The sequence below is a fragment of the Lysinibacillus sp. GW821-FHT14F06 genome (assembly GCF_058803665.1).
This window is the reverse complement of sequence record NZ_JBXAPF010000003.1, coordinates 152815-172208: the sequence shown is the minus strand read 5'-3', so window position 1 is coordinate 172208 and position 19394 is coordinate 152815. Positions and strand designations below refer to the sequence as shown.

Here is a 19394-nt window from a genome sequence, read left to right as displayed (position 1 = left end):
GTCACGGATTTTCAAAGGAATGAATAAAAGGATGTTAGCTTAAAACCTTCGCATCCTGCGAAAACGGCTAACTGACCTGCAAAGGTAAAAACGCCACATCCTGTGTCATTACCGAAATGACCGACATCGTGTCGGCCCTCGTGCAGGCCTAGGAACAATTCAAAATCCGGACACAATTACGCCAAGGCGAAATTGATGAGACAAATAGCATTAAGAATCTTATGGATAAAACTATCAATCTAACTGATAGTGCGAATAAGCTAGATTTTCGGTATAATAGCCTTCGTAAGGAAGTGAGAAGATGATACTATCGAAAAAAAGATGGCAGGTGGAACGACCAGATGCCAAACTTGTACAAACATTACAAAATGACTTACAGCTGTCTGCAATTGCAGCGAAGATTTTAGCGGCACGAGGCTGCGCAACAACCGCTGATGCAGAGAGTTTATTAAATATGACAGAAGCAAATATTCATGATCCATTTTTAATGCATAACATGGCAGAAGCTGTAGCACGTATTGAGCAAGCACTTGAGAATGGGGAAAAAATATTAGTTTATGGAGATTATGATGCCGATGGTGTGACAAGTACAACTGTCATGCTAAATGTGCTACTTGATCTTGGAGCTGATGTATCGTTTAAAATACCGAATCGTTTTATTCACGGCTATGGACCACATGAGGATCTATTTCGTGAAGCATATGACGAGGGTGTTCAGCTAATTATTACAGTAGATAATGGAATTTCAGGCATTGAACCAGTTCGTATCGCGAAGGAGCTTGGCATGGATGTTATTGTAACTGACCATCATGAACCAGGCGATGAATTACCACCAGCGGATATTATTTTACATCCTCGCATACCAAAAGGGCATTATCCATTTGGCGAGCTTGCAGGTGTGGGTGTAGCTTTTAAGTTGGCGCATGCTTTATATGGTGAGTTACCTACACATCTAATGGAATTGGTAGCTGTCGGAACTGTAGCAGATTTAGTGCCATTAGTGGATGAAAATCGATATCTTGTAAAACGCGGAATAGAAGAAATGCGCCGTTCTCTTAGCCCTTGGGTGCTGGCAATGTGTGAAGTAGCAAGCGCCGAGCAAGCTAAGATTAACGAAGAAACAATCGGCTTTTATTTTGGTCCTCGCTTAAATGCAGTTGGTCGCCTTGGAGAAGCGGCTCCAGGTGTAGAGCTATTAATGGCTGAGGATCATGCAAAGGCAACAGCATTGGCAAAACAGCTCAACGCATGTAATAGTGAGCGCAAAGATATTGTTAAAAGCATAACAGATCAGGCAATCGCTCTTATTGAATCAGATGAAAAAATTCGGAATTCACTTGTTTTAGTTGTTGCGGGAGAGGGCTGGAATGCAGGTGTCGTGGGAATAGTTGCATCTCGGCTTGTTGAACTTTATTACCGTCCAACAATTGTACTTTCATTAGACAATGAAAGAGGGACAGCAAAAGGTTCTGCCCGTAGTATCGAAGGGTTCCATTTGTACAATGAACTAGCCAAAAATAGAGATATACTGCCTCATTTTGGTGGACATCCTATGGCAGCCGGCATGACATTATCTATCGAGCATGTTGACGAATTACGATTACGCCTAGATGCTCAAGCAAAAGCGTGTTTATCAGAGGAGCAACTAACACCTGTATTGGCTATCGATATTCCTTTAAAGCTAGATGAAATTTCTGCAGATGCTATCGAGGAGATTTCAACGCTCGGTCCATTTGGTACAGATTTTCCGAAGCCAGTTTATGTATTAGAGAATGTGGAAATAGCCTCTATGCGTAAAATAGGTGCAGCTGAAAATCATATTAAAATGGAGTTGACAGATGGTTATGAAAAATTAGATAGTGTTGGCTTTAATAAAGGTCATCTACATGAAGAGTTAACATATGGCATAAAAGTATCTTTTACAGGGGATTTACAAATTAATGAGTGGCAGGGACGTAAAAAGGCACAATTTATGATTGAAGATGTTCAAACAACAGAGTGGCAATTATTTGATATTCGGGGTATCCGTCAAACGGCTCGCTGGTTAAATACAGTTCCGAAAGAAGAAGCAACATTTATTGCCTTCCGTCGAGAGACATTGACTTACTACCAATCTCTTATTGGTGAGCCTATTCTAGCAGTAGATTCTTCACTTTCAAATGTGGGACAAACCAATTATGTTGTGCTTTTAGATTTACCACAAAATGTTCAACTGTTAGAAAATGTATTACAAATAACTGCTCCATCCCGTATTTATGCGCATTTTTATATGCCTGATTCACAATATTTTAATGGCTTGCCGACGCGCGAGCAATTTGCTTGGTACTATAAATTTTTGAAAAACCGCCCTGCTTTTCCACTTAATATGCATTTAGCAGATTTAGCAAAGCATACAGGTTGGCCATTAGATGCATTAAAATTTATGACACAGGTGTTTTTTGAGCTTGGTTTTGTTAAAATGGAGAGTGGACTGACGACTGTCAACGTGAATGCCATAAAACAGGAGCTTACGGAGGCACCGTCTTACAAACAACGTTCAGAACAGATTGAAATGGAGCAAAAGCTTGTTTATGCCCCTTATATAGAATTAAAACAATGGTTTGATGAACGATTACATTAATAGACGAAAAAGGTTCGTAGGAGGAGCAATATCATGGATTTAAAGCAATATGTAACAACGGTTGAGAACTGGCCAAAAGAGGGCATTAGCTTCAAAGATATCACAACAATTATGGATAATGGACCTGCATATAAATATGCAACAGATCAAATTGTCACGTATGCCAAAGAGTTAGGCGCAGAAATTATAGTGGGTCCAGAGGCTCGCGGTTTTATTATTGGGTGTCCAGTTGCTTATGCCCTTGAAATTGGCTTTGCTCCTGTTCGTAAACCAGGAAAATTACCCCGTGAAGTGGTAAGTGCTGATTATGGTCTTGAATACGGAAAAGATACATTAACTATGCATAAAGATGCCATTAAACCAGGTCAAAAGGTGTTAATTTGTGATGATTTACTTGCAACTGGCGGTACTGTTGAAGCAACGGTTCGTTTAGTGGAACAATTAGGTGGCGAGGTTATTGGCTGTGCCTTTCTAATTGAATTAAAAGAGCTAAATGGTCGTGCAAAACTTGGCGATTTAAACGTGAAAACACTGATTGAATATTAATACAGCTAAAAGGAAAGCGCCACATGCTTATGGCGCTTTTTTTATGGATTTTTGATTGGCAGAGAAAATTGCTCGGTTTGCAATAGCTTCCGCTCAGGTGCGCGAGAAAAACGCTCGGGTTGCCAGCATTCCCGCTCAAGTAAGCGAGAAAATAGCTCCGATTCCCAGCCAATTCGCTCGGGTCATTGAAAAAACTGCTCAGTTTGTCAGCCAATTCGCTCGGGTCAGCGAAAAAACTGCTCGGTTTGCCAGCCAATCCGCTCGGGTCAGCGAAAGAACTGCTCGGTTCGCCAGCCAATTCACTCAGGTCAGTGAAAAACTGCTCAATTCGTCAGCCATATCGCTCAGGTCAGTGAAAAAACTGCTCGGTTCCCCAGTCGTATCGCTCAGGTCAACGAAAAAACTGCTAAGGACCCTGCCATACCACATGAATAGCCTATTAGATTGCTCAAACAGTCCACCTTATGATTTATATGAGCAATCAAGCCCAGAGGCACTTTTCAATAAAGTTACAACCCCATGAAAATTACGCTTCATCGTAAGAGCGGATGATTTTTTGGATGGTTCTTAGTGTGTCATAGAAATTTGCATATTGATCAATGCCGATATCAGCAATAATTCTTTCTTGAATAGTCTGCCAAATAGGGGTAGCCTCGTTTAGTTTTTCAATTCCCTTATCTGTTAATGAGATGATTTTCGTGCGTGCATCTTGTGGATTTCTTGTTAATTCAACATAGCCGCTTTGCTTTAATATATTTATATTTCGCGTAACGGTGGTTTGGTCTAGTTGCAAAATTTCACCTAATCGGCTTATCGAAACGGTTTGTTGATGAGCAATATTGGCAAGCATTGAATATTGAGTGACCTTTAGACCTGTCGGCTGAAGCAACTTGTCATACAATTGCGTCACAACTCTTGTTTTTTTTCTAAGGTTTGCGCAAACACATATCTGCGTATAATCTAGAGTCTTCAGATTATTCTCCATTGTTCAGTTCCCCTTTTATGGATTCAGATAGCTTCAGTATACACCTATCATATGAGAAATACTGCTTGACAGCTATAAATACTCTTACTATTATTATATATGTATATACATGTAATATGAACAAAAATATGTATATACATGTTAATTCGAAAATCTTTCAAGAAATGAAGGTGTTATATGAAGCGTATTCATTATAGTTGGTTTATTCTCATTATCGCATTTTTTTCAATTATCGTAGCTGGTATTACTATGTCGTCTTCAGGAGTTTTTATAAATTCATTTGAAAAGGAATTTAATTGGGATAGATCCTTAATTGCTCTAGCCTTTGCAGTTAGTTTATTTTTATATGGGTTTTCTGGACCATTTATGGCAGCATTACTTGAAGTAGCTGGTTTGAAAAAGATGATGCTAGGGGCAATGGCGACCCTCGTAACAGGGCTGATACTTACACTTTTTATGAGTCAATCATGGCAATTAATCATTATTTGGGGAGGAATCATTGGTTTAGGGGCTAGCCTCTTTTTAACAGTACTAAGTCCATATGTCGCTAATCATTGGTTTGTAAAAAGAAGAGGGCTAGCAGTGGGGATTCTAACAGCAAGTACAGCAACAGGGCAATTAATTTTACTGCCTGTACTGGCTATTATCATTGAGCAGTTTTCTTGGCGACATGCGATTGGCTTAATTCTTCTACTTAGTACGCTCATGTTTATCATCATTTTGCTATTCATAAAAAACAAACCACAAGATATTGGGATGCTACCTTATGGACAGGAAGAAGAGCTAGAATTACCTGAGGAGCATCATAAAAAAAATCCAATTACTATAGCTTTTAGTGGGCTATTTGAGGCCATAAAGATTAAAGAATTTTGGCTATTAGCGGGAAGCTTCTTTATTTGTGGTCTGTCAACAAGCGGATTAGTCGGAACTCATTTTGTATCTTATTGTATTAGCTTTGGTGTACCACTAGTAACTGCCGCATCGTTTCTTTCTTTTATGGGCATATTTAATCTCGTTGGTACTACTTTGTCAGGGTGGCTATCGGATCGTTTTGATAATCGATGGTTATTGTTTTGGTACTATCTTTTAAGAGGAATGTCCTTGCTATTGCTTCCTTACGCATTAGCACAAGGTTCACTTCCCTTACTAGCGATTTTTACAATTTTTTACGGATTAGATTGGATTGCCACTGTACCTCCTACCATTAGTATTGCTAGACAAACTTTTGGGACGAATAAAAGTGGTGTTATTTATGGATGGATTTTTGCATCACACCAGGCAGGTGCTGCTCTAGCTGCTTATGGTGGAGGGCTTATTTATAAATTTTTCAATTCTTATACATGGGCTTTTTTCCTGGCAGGTGTTTTCTGTGCGTTAGCAAGCTTATTTGTTATTATGGTAAAAAAACAACCACAAAGGCAAGCTCATACTGAATAATATTGAAAAAATGAACTCAATGATCTAATTGATTTCATTTTTTTTTTGACTTATAACAAACAAAAGTTTATAATATAAACAAATATAATAAAAGGTGATGCTATGAATGAAAGAGAACAGGCGGTACTAGCATTAATTCGTCAAAATCCGTTTATGTCTCAGCAAGAGATGGCGGATAAGATGAATCTATCTCGTCCAGTCCTAGCCAACTTAGTGTCGAGTTTAACGAAGCAGGGAAAAATAGTAGGACGTGCGTATATTTTACCCGAGGAAAATGAAATTATTTGTATCGGTGGTGCAAATCTAGATCGTAAATTTCATGTGAAGGGGAACGTCCAATTTGGTACTTCCAATCCTGCAAGCTCATCATTTAGTGTTGGTGGTGTTGGGCGAAATATTGCTGAGAACCTTGGTAGGCTAAATCATCAGGTAACATTACTAACAACGGCTGGCAAAGATGCTGATTGGCAAGTTATCCAAGAGGCTTCTGAGTCATTTATGAATTTACGTTATGTTGAGCAATTAGCAGATGCTTCAACTGGCTCCTATACTGCGATAATGGATGAGCAGGGAGAGCTAGCATTGGCTGTAGCTAACATGGAAGTATATGATCTCTTACTGCCAAGCTTGTTAAAGAAGCATGAGGCGATGCTTGTCAATGCTGGATGCTTTATTTTGGATTTAAATTGTCCTAAGGAAACAGTGGCCTATATTCAACAGATGGCAATTGCCCGTGAAATTCCGTTAGTCATTGTGCCTGTATCTTCCCCTAAAATGAATCGACTACCTGATACATTGCAAGGAGTTACATGGTTTATTTGTAACACGGATGAAGCAGAAACAATTGTTGGTCATTCTATTGAAAGCGCTTTAGATTATGAAAATGCATTACAGCAACTACTTCAGTTAGGTGCTGAGCATGTCATTATTACAGCAGGAAGTAAAGGTGTATTTGCAGCATCGACTTCAATTAAACCAAGTCATTTTAAGGCTAAAATTATAGAAAAGATAGAAGATGTAACAGGTGCAGGTGATGCCTTTGTCAGCGCTGTGATCCATAGCTGGCTTACGGGACAATCCTTCGCAATATGCATTGATGCTGGTTTAACAAATGCTAAAAATACACTGGCATCCCCATATACAGTAAGACCTGAATTATCCGTAGATTTGTTAAAAAGTGAAATGGAGGAATAACAACATGAAAGAATTCATCGTATTATCAGAGGAAGTAAAAGCAGGACAAGCAAAAGGTTTACCAATCGTAGCATTAGAATCAACAATTATCTCTCACGGCATGCCATACCCTCAGAACGTTCAAACTGCACGTGAAGTAGAACAAATTATCCGTGACAATGGTGCAGTTCCAGCAACGATTGCTTTAATTGATGGGAAAATTAAAATCGGTTTATCAGATGAAGAACTTGAAATGTTCGGTAATGCGCAAGGAGTAGCAAAAACTTCACGTCGTGACTTAGGCTATTTATTGGCAACAAAAAAATTAGGCGCGACAACTGTTGCGGCAACAATGATTTGTGCAGAACTTGCGGGCATTGAAATTTTCGTAACAGGCGGTATCGGTGGTGTTCATCGAGGCGCTGAAACAACGATGGACATTTCAGCAGATTTAGAAGAATTGGCACAAACGAATGTGGCTGTAATTTGTGCAGGTGCTAAATCGATTTTAGACATTGGTTTAACATTAGAATATCTTGAAACTAAGGGTGTGCCTGTCGTTGGATTTGGCACAGATGAAGTACCTGCGTTCTATACTCGTCAAAGTGGTTTCGATGTTAACTTTAAACTTGATACGCCAGAAGAAGTGGCAGAGATGTTACGTGCAAAATGGCAATTAGGCTTGAAGGGCGGAGCTGTTATTGCGAATCCGATTCCTGAGTCTGAGGCGCTTGAACATGCATTCATTACAGAAATCATTGAAAAAGCGCTAATAGAAGCAGAAGAAAATGGTATTCAAGGCAAAAACGTTACACCATTCTTACTTGGAAAAGTAAAAGAATTAACAGAGGGCAAAAGCCTTGATGCAAACATTGCATTAGTAAAAAATAATGCAGTTGTAGGAGCAAAAATTGCTGTGGCGAATAATAAATTAAGCTAAACTAAACCATTATACAAGAAAAGAGACTCTTTGCGATGATACATTTGCAGAGGGTCTTTTTATTCATTGTGAAGAATAATTCTTCCATTTTTCACATTGTTCACGAGATTAACTAAACAAAATGACACAGTCACTTTACAATAGGCTACAATATTTTATACAATTAAATTTATATCTAATCTGAAAAATTTGACGAGCAAGGTGGACATGTTATGGCGAAAGAGCAAATTTTGACTCCTGAGGACGTATTTGAGTTAGTCAAATCCTACATGAATGATGAAAATGTCGCATTCGTGAAAAAAGCGTATGAATTAGCGAGGAATGCCCATATTGAGCAATTCCGAAGCTCAGGTGAACCGTATATTATTCACCCAGTGCAAGTAGCTGGTATTTTAGCTGAGTTACAAATGGACCCTGAAACAGTTGCGGCTGGTTTTTTACATGATGTTGTCGAGGATACAGATTTTACGCGCGACGATTTAGTTCGTGAATTCGGCGAAGAGGTTGCAATGCTTGTTGATGGCGTGACAAAGCTGGGGAAAATTAAATATTTATCAAAAGAAGCGCAGCAAGCAGAAAATCATCGTAAAATGTTTGTTGCTATGGCACAGGATATCCGTGTCATTTTAATTAAACTGGCTGACCGTCTACACAATATGCGGACGCTTAAGCATTTGCCTGCTGAAAAGCAACGCCGTATCTCCAAAGAGACGCTTGAAATTTTTGCACCACTTGCGCATCGTCTTGGAATTTCGACAGTTAAATGGGAGCTTGAGGATACAGCTCTTCGTTATTTAAATCCACAGCAATATTACCGCATTGTTAGTCTAATGAAGAAAAAACGCGATGAACGTGAGGCCTATTTAGAAAATGTTATGGCTGAGATGAAGTCACAGCTTACAGAGGTCGAAATTGATGCAGATATTTATGGTCGTCCAAAACACATCTACAGCATCTACCGCAAAATGGTGTTACAAAAAAAACAATTTAATGAGATTTATGATTTATTAGCCATTCGTGTATTGGTCGATAGTATTAAAGATTGCTATGCTGTTCTGGGAATCGTGCATACGCTATGGAAACCGATGCCTGGACGCTTTAAGGATTATATTGCAATGCCCAAGCAAAACCTTTATCAATCACTGCATACGACTGTAATTGGCCCTTATGGGGACCCATTAGAGGTGCAAATTCGTACAAAGGAAATGCATAAGATTGCTGAATATGGGATTGCTGCACATTGGGCCTATAAAGAAGGTAAAAAGATTGATACTGAAAAACAAAATGTTGATCAAAAATTAACATGGTTCCGTGAAATATTAGAGTTTCAAAATGAATCCTCAAATGCTGAGGAATTTATGGAGTCCTTAAAATTTGATTTATTTTCTGATATGGTTTATGTATTCACGCCTGAAGGAGATGTCATTGAATTACCAGCAGGTTCTGTACCTATCGACTTCGCATACCGTGTGCATTCAGAAGTCGGAAATCGTACAATTGGCGCAAAAATCAATGGTAAAATGGTACCGCTTGATACACCATTAAAAACGGGAGATATCATTGAAATCTTAACCTCTAAGCAATCTTTTGGTCCGAGTCGTGATTGGCTTAAAATAGCGCAATCCTCACAGGCAAAAAATAAAATAAAACAGTTTTTCAAACGTCATCTTCGTGAAGAAAATATTATCAAAGGCAAAGAGATGATTGAAAAGGAAATCCGTGCACAAGATTATGACATGAAGGAAACCATGTCAGCTGAGAATTTAAAACGTGTTTGCGACAAATTTAACTACACAAACGAAGAGGATTTATATGCAGCTGTTGGTGTTAATGGTATTACTGCACAGCAAGTTGTTAATCGATTAGCTGAAAAACGCCGTAAAGAGCGTGAACAGGAAGAAGCACTTGAGAAAATCGAGCAAAAAATGAAAAATCATGTTCCACAAAAACGCACAGAATCAGGTGTTATTGTAAAAGGGATTGACAATATGCTTATTCGACTTTCGCGTTGTTGTACACCTGTGCCTGGAGACGACATTGTTGGCTTTATTACGAAAGGTAGAGGTGTTTCAGTTCACCGTGCAGATTGTCCTAACATTCAAATAGAGGATGAGCAGGAACGTTTGATTGAGGTTGAGTGGGAAAATGGGCTAGCTCCTGAGAAAAAGGAATACCCAGTTGATATTGAAGTATCAGCCTTTGATCGACCAGGTATATTAAATGAAATTATGCAAATTGTTAGTGAAACGAAAACGAATATTTTAGCTGTCAGTGGTCGTGCTGATCGTGAAAAAATGGCCACTATTCATTTAACAATATCTATTTCAAATATTTCACATTTGCATAAAGTTGTAGAACGTATTAAACAAACTCCAGATATTTATTCAGTGCAACGTGTGATTAATTAAAAAGTCCTTGGTTGGATTAACTTTCTTGTTTATGGAAAGTTACAACGATAGAATTGAGGTTTTAAAGAATGAAAGTAGTTTTACAACGTAGTAAAGCGGCCACTGTTACGGTTGACGGGAAAGTAACAGGCGCTATTGATAATGGTTATGTCCTTTTGGTAGGAATTACACATGAAGATACACAAGAGGATGTTAACTATTTAGCCAAAAAGATAGCTAATCTCCGCCTTTGGGAAGATGCTGATGGAAAAATGAACCATTCTATTTTAGAGCATGGAGGGGCTATACTATCCGTCTCACAATTTACATTGTATGGGGATGCAAAAAAGGGGAATCGGCCAAGTTTTATAGATGCAGCTAGACCAGAAGTTGCGGAGCCGTTATGGCAGGCTTTTAATGATGCCTTACGTTTACACGGTTTACAAGTGGAGACAGGTATATTTGGTGCGATGATGGACGTTGCATTTACAAATGATGGCCCAGTTACTATACTTCTTGAGTCAAAATAATGGTACATTTCCTATATTTCCTTCATACACTATAAAGTATGGTTAGTTTTGTAGGAAGGAAGTGTCTTAAAGATGACGAAGATGGGAAGCATATCAAATCCATATTTATACGAAACTCTTAACATGATGATTGGTCAGGCTATTGTAGTACAAACCGAAAAAAATATTCAGCAAGGTGTATTAGCCTCAGTATTACCTGACCATATCGTTGTAGAGATTAGTCGTACGCCTTTCTTCATTCGTTTGGAGGAAATTGTATGGGTTACCTTGGCAACAGTTAAAAAATAAATGAGTAAAACCTTCAATTCACAATACGTGACTGGAGGTTTTTTTCATGTTGGAAAGCTATTTTTATTGTATAATTATCTAAAAATTTCGCCATTTAGAAAGGGGAGGTAAAATGATGCAAAGGATAGCCGTACTTGGTTCATTATTTTTTTGGAATAACATAAAACAAAACTTTTCCGCGTTTCCTCAAGTGCAATTTATTCATTTTCCTTACATGGTACCTGAGCAAAGTATTGAATTGATTGATAAGGCAGCCGCCCATGCAGAAATCTTATTATTTGCTGGCTCGATTTCCTATTATTACTGTATGGATAAAATAAAAGCTAAACAGATTCAAGCAGTCTATATTCCCTTTGATGAATTAACATTATCCCTATCATTGCTATCTATACAACATAACCAAAAGGTGAAATTATCCAATATGTCCATTGATTTACCTAAAATAAATACTCTATATCAAGTTTTAAAAGAGGCAGATATTATACAGTCTCCAGAGATGCATGCAATAGATTATGCTTGGGTGTACGATCAAAATGAAAAAATAGATCACTTTCAGATTGATGACTATATAACTTTCCATAAGGAGTTATATAAAGCAGGAAAAACAGAGCTGGCACTTACTAGCTTACATGCTGTTTATGAAGCGTTACAACAAGCAGGAATCCCAGCGAGCTATATGGTCGAAAGGAAACAGACTTTTATATCAACGGTAAATAAAGCCCTAAATACCTATAAAAACACCCTGTTAATTTCATCACAAATTGCAGTTGTTTCAATTCGCAGCAGAGAGAATTCTATTGCTAATAAACAATTATGGATGGAGAATTTAGAAAAAGTATGTAAAACGTTTCATGCAAGGATAGCTCAATCCCTTCAAGAGCCCTACTTAATTTTTTCTACAAGAGGAGCGATTGAAACACTTGATAGGATCTATTTAACATCGTTAATGAATCAGTTTGAAGTACAATTCGAAACGTCTTTTCGTATTGGAATAGGGTTTGGATATTCATTACATGAAGCTGAGTCACATGCCTCCCAAGCATTGTTTTTTACAACAAAATTTGACGAGCATTCCTCTGTTTTGTGCCTAGTTGATGAAGAAAATCGACTTCATGGACCATTATTTGAAAATAATAAAAACATAGCATTATCGAATAATGATCAGCATATTTTAGAGATTGCTGAAAAATTAAAAATGAGTGCTAAAAATTTAAATTTAATTAGGCAATTTAATAAGTTAAATAATAATAGACCTTTTTCTGCAACAGAATTAGCAATGTATTTAAATCTTTCTCGTCGATCAGCAGAACGAATGATTAATCGATTAATCGAGCAAAAATATCTTGTATTATCAGGTGAAGAGCATCCATACCATCAAGGTCGCCCGCGAAAGTTATATAAAGCAACTAATCTATTAAAGATCTGAAATGATAGAAAATTAATACTTTACAATAAATTTGAACTATTGTATATTTATTTTCAATTAAACGACATATAGCGACAAAATTTAAAAGGAGGAATATCCATGCAATTGAAAAAACGCTAATGTCTAAATTATTGAAGATAAGTGGGTGGAGAAATGGAAAATGAACAAATTGTTAAAAAGAAAAGCTGGCTAAAGGTACCTCATACATATACGATCATTTTTGCTATTATTTTTCTTGCGGGTATTTTAAGTTATATTATTCCAGCGGGGGAATTTGACCGTGTAGAGGACAAGGAAGGTCGAATGCTGGTTGTAGATGGAAGCTATCATCATATCGAGAGTGATCCCGTATCATTTTTTGAAATGTTTACAGCCATTCCAATGGGGCTAGAAAAAGGAGCCCAGATTATATTTTATATTTTCCTAGTAAGCGGAGTATTTGGAATTATTCGTGCTACTGGTGCGATAGAAGCGGGTGTTTATAAGGGTGTAAAAGCATTAGAAGGCAGAGAGAAACTGCTTATTCCATTATCAATGATTTTATTCTCTGTTGGCGGTTTCACGATGGGAATGGCAGAGGAAACAATTATTTTTGTGCCAATCGGGGTAGCAATTGCCCGTGCAATGGGGTTTGATGCAATCACTGGAACAGCTATGATTACGCTTGGTGCTGCTAGTGGTTTCTTTGGAGGAATGCTCAATCCATTTACAGTAGGGGTTGCACAATCTTTAGCTGATGTACCTTTATTTTCAGGGATTGGCTTCCGTGCAGTTGTATATGTGTTTGTATTAGGCTTTGCGATTTTCTATGTATCGCGCTACGCCTTTAAAGTCAAAAAGAATCCGCAGGCAAGTGTTATTTATGACATTGAACAGAAGGCTAAATCAAATCTTTCTACAATTGCTATGCCAACCTTAACAGGGAAACATAAATTAGTGTTCATTGCGATGGCTTGTGGTATTGGATTTAATATTTATGGAGTCTTTAACTGGGGCTGGTTTTTAACACAATTAACGGCATCCTTTTTAATTATGGGTTTACTTGCTGGTCTTTTAGGAGGATTAAAACCGGGAACAATTTTTGATTCCTTTATTGATGGGGCTAAGGCTGTTACTTTTGGTGCGCTTATTGTAGGATTTGCTCGTGCCATTACAGTTGTGCTTGAGCAAGGAAAAATTATTGATACAATTGTTTATGCTGCATCTGAAACGATTGGTCATTTGCCACATTCCATCAGTGCGATTGGGATGTTATTAATTCAAGCCCTCTTAAACTTGTTTATTTCATCAGGTAGCGGTCAGGCAGCGGCAACAATGCCAATTATGATTCCAATTACAGATTTACTAGGTTTAGAGCGTCAAGTTGCTGTTTTAGCTTTCCAATATGGGGATTCATTAACAAACTCTATTATTCCTACTTCATCGGCATTGATGGCATACTTGGCTGTGGCAGGTATTCCGTATGAAAAATGGATTAAATTTATTTGGAAGATGATTCTTGGCTGGGCTGTCATAGCCTGTATTGCATTAATTGCGGCTGTCGCATTGGGAATCTCTTAAAAGAAAAGCTGTGCAGAAAAGTAGATGATTATCTTCTTTCTACACAGCTTTTTGATTTTTAATCGCTTTCATTAAAATAATTCAAGATGCCTTGATAAATCCCCAGACTTGCTTGTTCCCGGAATTTTGCGGTTGTAACGACACGCTCCTCACTTGCATTACTTAAGAAGCCTAATTCAATAAGGACAGCCTTTTGTCGATTTTCTCGGAGCACTAAGAAATTCCCTAGCTGGGCCCCACGATCCCTTAAATCAATTTTACTAGATAGCCCATTATGAATGGCCTCAGCAAGGGTCTTTTGATTACTGTTCAAATAGTATGATGTAAAGCCATTAATAGAGCTATCATCTGTCGCATCGTAATGAATACTAATAAAAGCATCTGCCTCATGCTGATGGGCTATTGAGACACGTTTTCGAAGTGCTACATATTCATCCGATTCTCTAGTCATCACTACATTGGCACCAGCTGCACTCAACTTTGAGGCAAGTAGAGAAGCAGTTTTCAACGTGATTTCCTTCTCATCAGTACCTCGTTGACCAGTAGTACCATGATCATTTCCACCATGTCCTGCATCAACAACAATTGTAAGCCCATTTAACGTTCCTTTTTTACGAGGCTCAGATGTATTTTTTTTGTTCGTCATAGCTTTATTGGAGGTAGTTGTAACGACCCAGTTCGCTACAAATGCAGTTTTGTTATCTAATTGTATTTCATAAAAATCATCTTTCGCACCTACAATAGGGTAGCTTTTGCCTGCATCTACACGTTCTACAACTTCAGCCGTTGTAGTAGCATCTGTCCGTAGGTTTGTCCCATTATAGATAATTGTTACAGATTCCAGCTCTGTAGCTGAGGAAGATGTAGATTTGGTTTTTTCTACATTTGAAAATGTGCCATAAAAACTATATACCCAGCCAGTTATTTTATTGCTGTACTGAATTTGTACCCAGTTATGTTCTTGGGCTAATACCTTAAAGGCTTTTCCCTTTTTAACAGAACCTACTTTTTTCGCATTTAAATCGGGCTTTTTTCGAACATTCAATGTATCCACTAACACTGTAAAAGTTGTATCCTTGTTCACCTTTTTTGTAGATACCTCAATGACAGGTTTTTCCGAATCAGTTTTTTTCTCAGGTTTATTATTAATGGTAACATAATCTGTCGAAACCCAGCCAACTAGCCCGTTCCAATCAATTTTCGCCCATTCGCCGCTTTCTTCAATCAGATTAGCTTGCTTACCCGTTGAAAGTTGTCCAAGAACTGCAGAAGAAATGTCAGGTTCCGTGCGAATATTAAGACGATCAACCTGTGAGATGACGGTTTTATCAATTGTTTGTTTAGCATTTATAGGAGCAGTTAGCCATGAGGCTACCCATCCTTCGTCATTGCCAGATTTTACTTGAATCCAGTCTCCTTCTCGACCAATAGAAGTTAAGGAATCACCTTCTTCTAACGTCGTAATAATAGGATAAGACAGTCCCGGTCCCTCACGTAAATGAAGAATCGTCCCCGTCACTTTTAAATCACTGGTGTCGGCAAATGCACTTTGAACATTAATTTTACTTGGAATGGCAATCGTTAACATTAGCAAGAAGATGATCATGATATGTAAAAGTTTTGTCCTCATCAAATTCCTCCTATTCCTTGTGCTATTTTACCATGCTTTAGTAATAGAATTCGTGGGAAAATGGTAATGGAATTTGCTGTTTTCGCAACTGTTTCGTGAAAAATACAAAAACAGTTGACATTATCTTTCGTTGTGACTAACATAAAGGGTAATCAAAAAATGATTTACTGCTTATGACCAAGCAAGTAGCGTATACCTCTATTGGAAAAGAGAGGGAAAGACCTAGGCTGCAATCTTTCCTGCAAAAATGTATAACGTGAACAACACTTGAGAGGCTTTTTTCTGAAAAGTAAAACTTAGTAGGGAAAAACGGAATCGGCCGTTATCCGATTATGAGGAGGACGCTCGTTGTTAGGCGCGTCAACTAGGGTGGAACCGCGGAAGCTTCTATAGCTCTCGTCCCTTGCAATATGCAAGGTGGCGAGAGCTTTTTTGTTTCTAAAAAATTGGAGTCGCTCAATTTGGAGAGGAAGCCCTAAACATAGTGAAAAAACACCGTTTAAACGAGCAGGCACTCAAAAATCTATCATAAGCAATCAATAGAGGAGGTAGTTATATGAGTTTTAAAGTACCACGTGGGACGCAGGATATATTGCCGGGTCAATCAGAAAAATGGCAAAAAGTCGAAGCGATTATTCGAGATATTTGTCATGTTTATCGTTATAACGAAATCCGTACACCTATTTTTGAGCAAACAGATTTATTTGCACGTGGTGTTGGTGAAACAACTGATGTAGTACAAAAAGAAATGTATACCTTTGAGGATCGTGGAGGGCGTTCATTAACGCTACGTCCTGAAAATACAGCTGGTGTAGTCCGTGCCTATGTTGAGCATAAAATGTTCGGTGCACCTGATCAGCCAGTTAAGCTATCTTATTTAGGACCAATGTTTCGTTATGAGCGTCAACAAGCTGGACGTTATCGTCAATTTGTTCAATTTGGTGTGGAGGCAATTGGTTCAGCTGATCCAGCTATTGATGCCGAAGTGATTGCACTAGCCATGGATGTCTATGAATCAGTAGGCTTAAAGGATTTAAAATTAGTCATCAACTCACTTGGAGATAAAGTTACACGCGAAACACATCGTACGGCACTGCTCCAGCATTTTGAGCCACATATTCATGAATTTTGTACAGATTGTCAAAATCGATTACAAAAAAACCCATTGCGTATCTTAGACTGTAAAGTGGACCGTGAGCATCCATTAATGAAATCTGCTCCAGCATTAACAGATTTCCTAACTGAGGAATCAGCAGCCTATTTCGCTCAAGTTAAAGCATATTTGGACATTTTAGGTATTTCATATGAGGTTGATCCAAATCTTGTAAGAGGTCTTGACTATTACAATCATACAACATTTGAAATTATGTCAACAGCTTCTGGCTTTGGTGCCATTACGACTCTTTGTGGTGGAGGGCGCTACAATGGGCTAGTCGAAGAAATTGGTGGTCCAGATGTACCAGGAATCGGTTTTGCATTAAGTATTGAGCGTCTTTTACTAGCTCTTGAAGCTGAGGGAGTTGAATTAGACACAGCATCAGGTCTTGATGTTTATATGATTGCAATGGGTGATGAAGCGAAGCTAAAAGCGGTTGAATTAACGAGTACCTTCCGTGCTAAGGGCATTGCTACTGAGATGGATTACTTGGATCGCAAAATGAAGGCACAAATGAAATCCGCTGACCGTTTAGGTGCACAATATACGATTGTTCTAGGCGAAACAGAGCTTGAAGAGCAAGTGGCTGCTGTTAAACATATGGAATCAGGCGAACAACATAAAGTCGCTTTCTCAGAATTAGTAAATTACCTATTAAAACAAAAATGAACACAAACATCATCATATTGCCAAGATCGGAATTGATAGACAAAGGTATTATCTGTCCAATTACTGATGAAACATACATTTCATTTTGGATAGATAATGTTTAACAAAAAACGAAGATTCCTTGGCAGCAATTCACTACTTAGTAGGAAATGTATACTACATAAGTAAATAAATCATTTGGAGGAATTGTTAAAATGGCTACAAGAACACATGCTAGTAACGAATTATCAGAAGCGTTACAAGGCGAAAAAGTCGTATTAAAAGGTTGGGTACAACGCCGCCGTGACCTAGGTGGTTTAATTTTTATTGATTTACGTGATCGTACTGGTATCACACAGGTTGTTTTTAGTCCTGATGTTGCTGAGGCACATGCTTTAGCAGATAAAGTACGTAGTGAATATGTCATTGAAGTGGAAGGAACAGTTATCCTTCGAGCAGAAGATCAAATTAATCCAAATGTGCCAAATGGAAAAATTGAGGTAGAGGCATCAACATTAATTGTAATCAATACAGCAAAAACACCGCCATTCCAAATCGAAGACCGTACGGATGTTTCAGAAGATTTACGTTTAAAATACCGTTATTTAGACCTTCGTCGTCCAGTTATGTATGAAACATTCAAGCTGCGTTCAGATGTAACACGTACAATTCGTAATTTCTTACAAAATGAAGACTTCCTAGAAGTGGAGACACCAATTTTAACAAAATCTTCTCCAGAGGGAGCTCGTGACTATTTAGTTCCATCACGTGTCCATGAAGGTGAATTTTATGCATTGCCACAATCACCACAGCTATTTAAGCAGTTATTAATGGTGGCAGGCTTTGAGAAATACTTCCAAATCGCACGTTGCTTCCGTGATGAGGACCTGCGCGCTGACCGTCAGCCAGAGTTTACACAGGTCGATATTGAAACAAGCTTTTTAACACAAGAAGAGATTTTAGAAATGAATGAACGCTTAATCCAGGCTGTTATGAAGGAAGTTAAGGGTATTGATATTCCTGCTCCGTTCCAACGCATGAAATATCAAGAGGCAATGGACCGCTACGGCTCAGATAAACCTGACGTACGTTTTGGCTTAGAGCTTGTTGCTTTAAACGATATTTTTGATGGCTGTGGTTTTAAAGTATTTGCTGATACAGTAGCACAAGGAAAACAAGTAAAAAGTATTAATATTAAAGGTGCCGCAGATAGATACTCACGTAAAGATATGGATGAGTTAACAAAATTCGTCGGTATATATGGAGCAAAAGGTCTTGCTTGGTTAAAGGTAACAGAGGAAGGCTTAAATGGTCCGATTGCGAAATTCTTTGACGAGGCATTAGCAAGTGCGTTAATTGAGCGTATGAAAGCGGAGGTTGGGGATATTCTAGTATTTGTTGCTGATCAAGCATCTGTTGTAGCCGCTTCTCTTGGTGCACTTCGTACGAAATTAGGCCATGACTTAGACTTGATTGATGAATCACAATTTGCTTTCCTATGGATTACAGATTGGCCACTATTGGAATACTCTGAGGAAGATGGCCGCTACAAAGCAGCACATCATCCGTTTACACGTCCATTTGATGAAGATATTCCTTTAATGGAAACTGATCCGTCCGCTGTTCGTGCACAAGCATACGATATCGTATTAAACGGCTATGAGCTTGGTGGAGGCTCACTTCGTATTTATGAACGTGAGTTACAGGAAAAAATGTTTGCATTACTTGGTTTCGCAGAAGAGGAAGCAAAAGCACAATTTGGCTACCTATTAGAAGCGTTTGAATACGGTGTGCCACCACATGCAGGTCTAGCATTTGGTCTTGACCGCTTTGTCATGATACTAGCAGGCCGCAACAATTTACGTGACACAATTGCATTCCCGAAAACAGCAAGTGCTAGCTGCTTATTAACAAATGCGCCAAGTGCTGTTTCTTCAGAACAGTTGGATGAGTTAAATTTAGCGATTAAGGCATTTAAAAAATAATTAGTACTTCTAAATACCTGGATTCTCTAGCAAAAAATGTTGAGAATCTAGGTATTTTTTGCGTTTTCGCAGGAATTTATATT

At 38.3% G+C, this 19394-nt stretch carries 15 protein-coding genes and 1 other annotated feature; of the genes, 13 read left to right on the top strand and 2 right to left on the bottom strand.

Annotated features, from left to right (window positions below; all coding sequences use genetic code 11):
• Positions 1–301: 301 nt before the first annotated feature.
• From recJ to AC1RNS_RS04535, 3 genes are read left to right on the top strand one after another with little or no spacing between them, the layout of a single operon-like run.
• A complete protein-coding gene (gene recJ, locus AC1RNS_RS04545) occupies positions 302–2620 on the top strand; it encodes a single-stranded-DNA-specific exonuclease RecJ (protein ID WP_492991093.1) in 2319 nt (772 codons plus the stop codon).
• A 33-nt stretch (positions 2621–2653) separates the two neighbouring features.
• Entirely contained in the window at positions 2654–3166 is a 513-nt protein-coding gene (locus AC1RNS_RS04540) for an adenine phosphoribosyltransferase (protein ID WP_492991091.1), read from the top strand.
• Between the two features lie 55 nt (positions 3167–3221).
• A complete protein-coding gene (locus tag AC1RNS_RS04535; RefSeq protein WP_492991089.1) occupies positions 3222–3689 on the top strand; it encodes a hypothetical protein in 468 nt (155 codons plus the stop codon).
• Between the two features lie 3 nt (positions 3690–3692).
• On the opposite strand, the gene AC1RNS_RS04530 is transcribed toward AC1RNS_RS04535, so the two are convergent.
• Positions 3693–4151 (bottom strand): MarR family winged helix-turn-helix transcriptional regulator, encoded by a 459-nt coding sequence (locus AC1RNS_RS04530; RefSeq protein ID WP_492991087.1) that lies wholly within the window; start codon positions 4149–4151, stop codon positions 3693–3695.
• A 177-nt stretch (positions 4152–4328) separates the two neighbouring features.
• Between AC1RNS_RS04530 and AC1RNS_RS04525 the strand changes: the two genes are divergently transcribed.
• The 8 genes from AC1RNS_RS04525 (at position 4329) to AC1RNS_RS04490 (ending at position 13892) form a co-directional block, all read left to right on the top strand.
• Positions 4329–5588, top strand: coding sequence for an MFS transporter (locus AC1RNS_RS04525; RefSeq protein ID WP_492991085.1), 1260 nt, complete (start codon positions 4329–4331; stop codon positions 5586–5588).
• A gap of 102 nt (positions 5589–5690) precedes the next feature.
• A complete protein-coding gene (locus AC1RNS_RS04520) occupies positions 5691–6782 on the top strand; it encodes a carbohydrate kinase (RefSeq protein ID WP_492991083.1) in 1092 nt (363 codons plus the stop codon).
• A gap of 4 nt (positions 6783–6786) precedes the next feature.
• Entirely contained in the window at positions 6787–7701 is a 915-nt protein-coding gene (locus tag AC1RNS_RS04515) for a pseudouridine-5'-phosphate glycosidase (protein ID WP_492991081.1), read from the top strand.
• Positions 7702–7913: 212 nt separating this feature from the next.
• Entirely contained in the window at positions 7914–10109 is a 2196-nt protein-coding gene (locus tag AC1RNS_RS04510; protein WP_492991079.1) for a RelA/SpoT family protein, read from the top strand.
• Positions 10110–10177: 68 nt separating this feature from the next.
• Positions 10178–10618, top strand: coding sequence for a D-aminoacyl-tRNA deacylase (gene dtd / locus AC1RNS_RS04505; protein WP_492991077.1), 441 nt, complete (start codon positions 10178–10180; stop codon positions 10616–10618).
• Between the two features lie 72 nt (positions 10619–10690).
• Positions 10691–10906 carry a DUF2642 domain-containing protein gene (locus tag AC1RNS_RS04500; protein ID WP_492991075.1) on the top strand — a complete coding sequence of 72 codons (216 nt, stop codon included), beginning with the start codon at positions 10691–10693 and terminating at the stop codon, positions 10904–10906.
• Between the two features lie 112 nt (positions 10907–11018).
• Complete coding sequence (locus AC1RNS_RS04495) at positions 11019–12332, top strand: MarR family transcriptional regulator (RefSeq protein WP_492991073.1); 1314 nt, start codon at positions 11019–11021, stop codon at positions 12330–12332.
• A gap of 153 nt (positions 12333–12485) precedes the next feature.
• Complete coding sequence (locus AC1RNS_RS04490) at positions 12486–13892, top strand: YfcC family protein (protein ID WP_492991072.1); 1407 nt, start codon at positions 12486–12488, stop codon at positions 13890–13892.
• Between the two features lie 58 nt (positions 13893–13950).
• On the opposite strand, the gene AC1RNS_RS04485 is transcribed toward AC1RNS_RS04490, so the two are convergent.
• The gene (locus AC1RNS_RS04485; RefSeq protein ID WP_492991070.1) at positions 13951–15522 is read right to left on the bottom strand and encodes an N-acetylmuramoyl-L-alanine amidase family protein; all 1572 of its coding nucleotides are present in this window, start codon (positions 15520–15522) and stop codon (positions 13951–13953) included.
• Between the two features lie 164 nt (positions 15523–15686).
• Positions 15687–15929 (top strand) — a binding site (T-box leader).
• Between the two features lie 149 nt (positions 15930–16078).
• On the opposite strand from AC1RNS_RS04485, the gene hisS reads away from it, so the two are divergent.
• On the top strand, positions 16079–17347 hold the full coding sequence (hisS, locus tag AC1RNS_RS04480) for a histidine--tRNA ligase (protein ID WP_492991068.1): 1269 nt from the start codon (positions 16079–16081) through the stop codon (positions 17345–17347).
• A 194-nt stretch (positions 17348–17541) separates the two neighbouring features.
• Positions 17542–19311: an aspartate--tRNA ligase gene (aspS, locus tag AC1RNS_RS04475; RefSeq protein WP_492991066.1), complete on the top strand. Its 1770-nt coding sequence runs from the start codon at positions 17542–17544 to the stop codon at positions 19309–19311.
• The last annotated feature ends 83 nt before the right edge of the window (positions 19312–19394 follow it).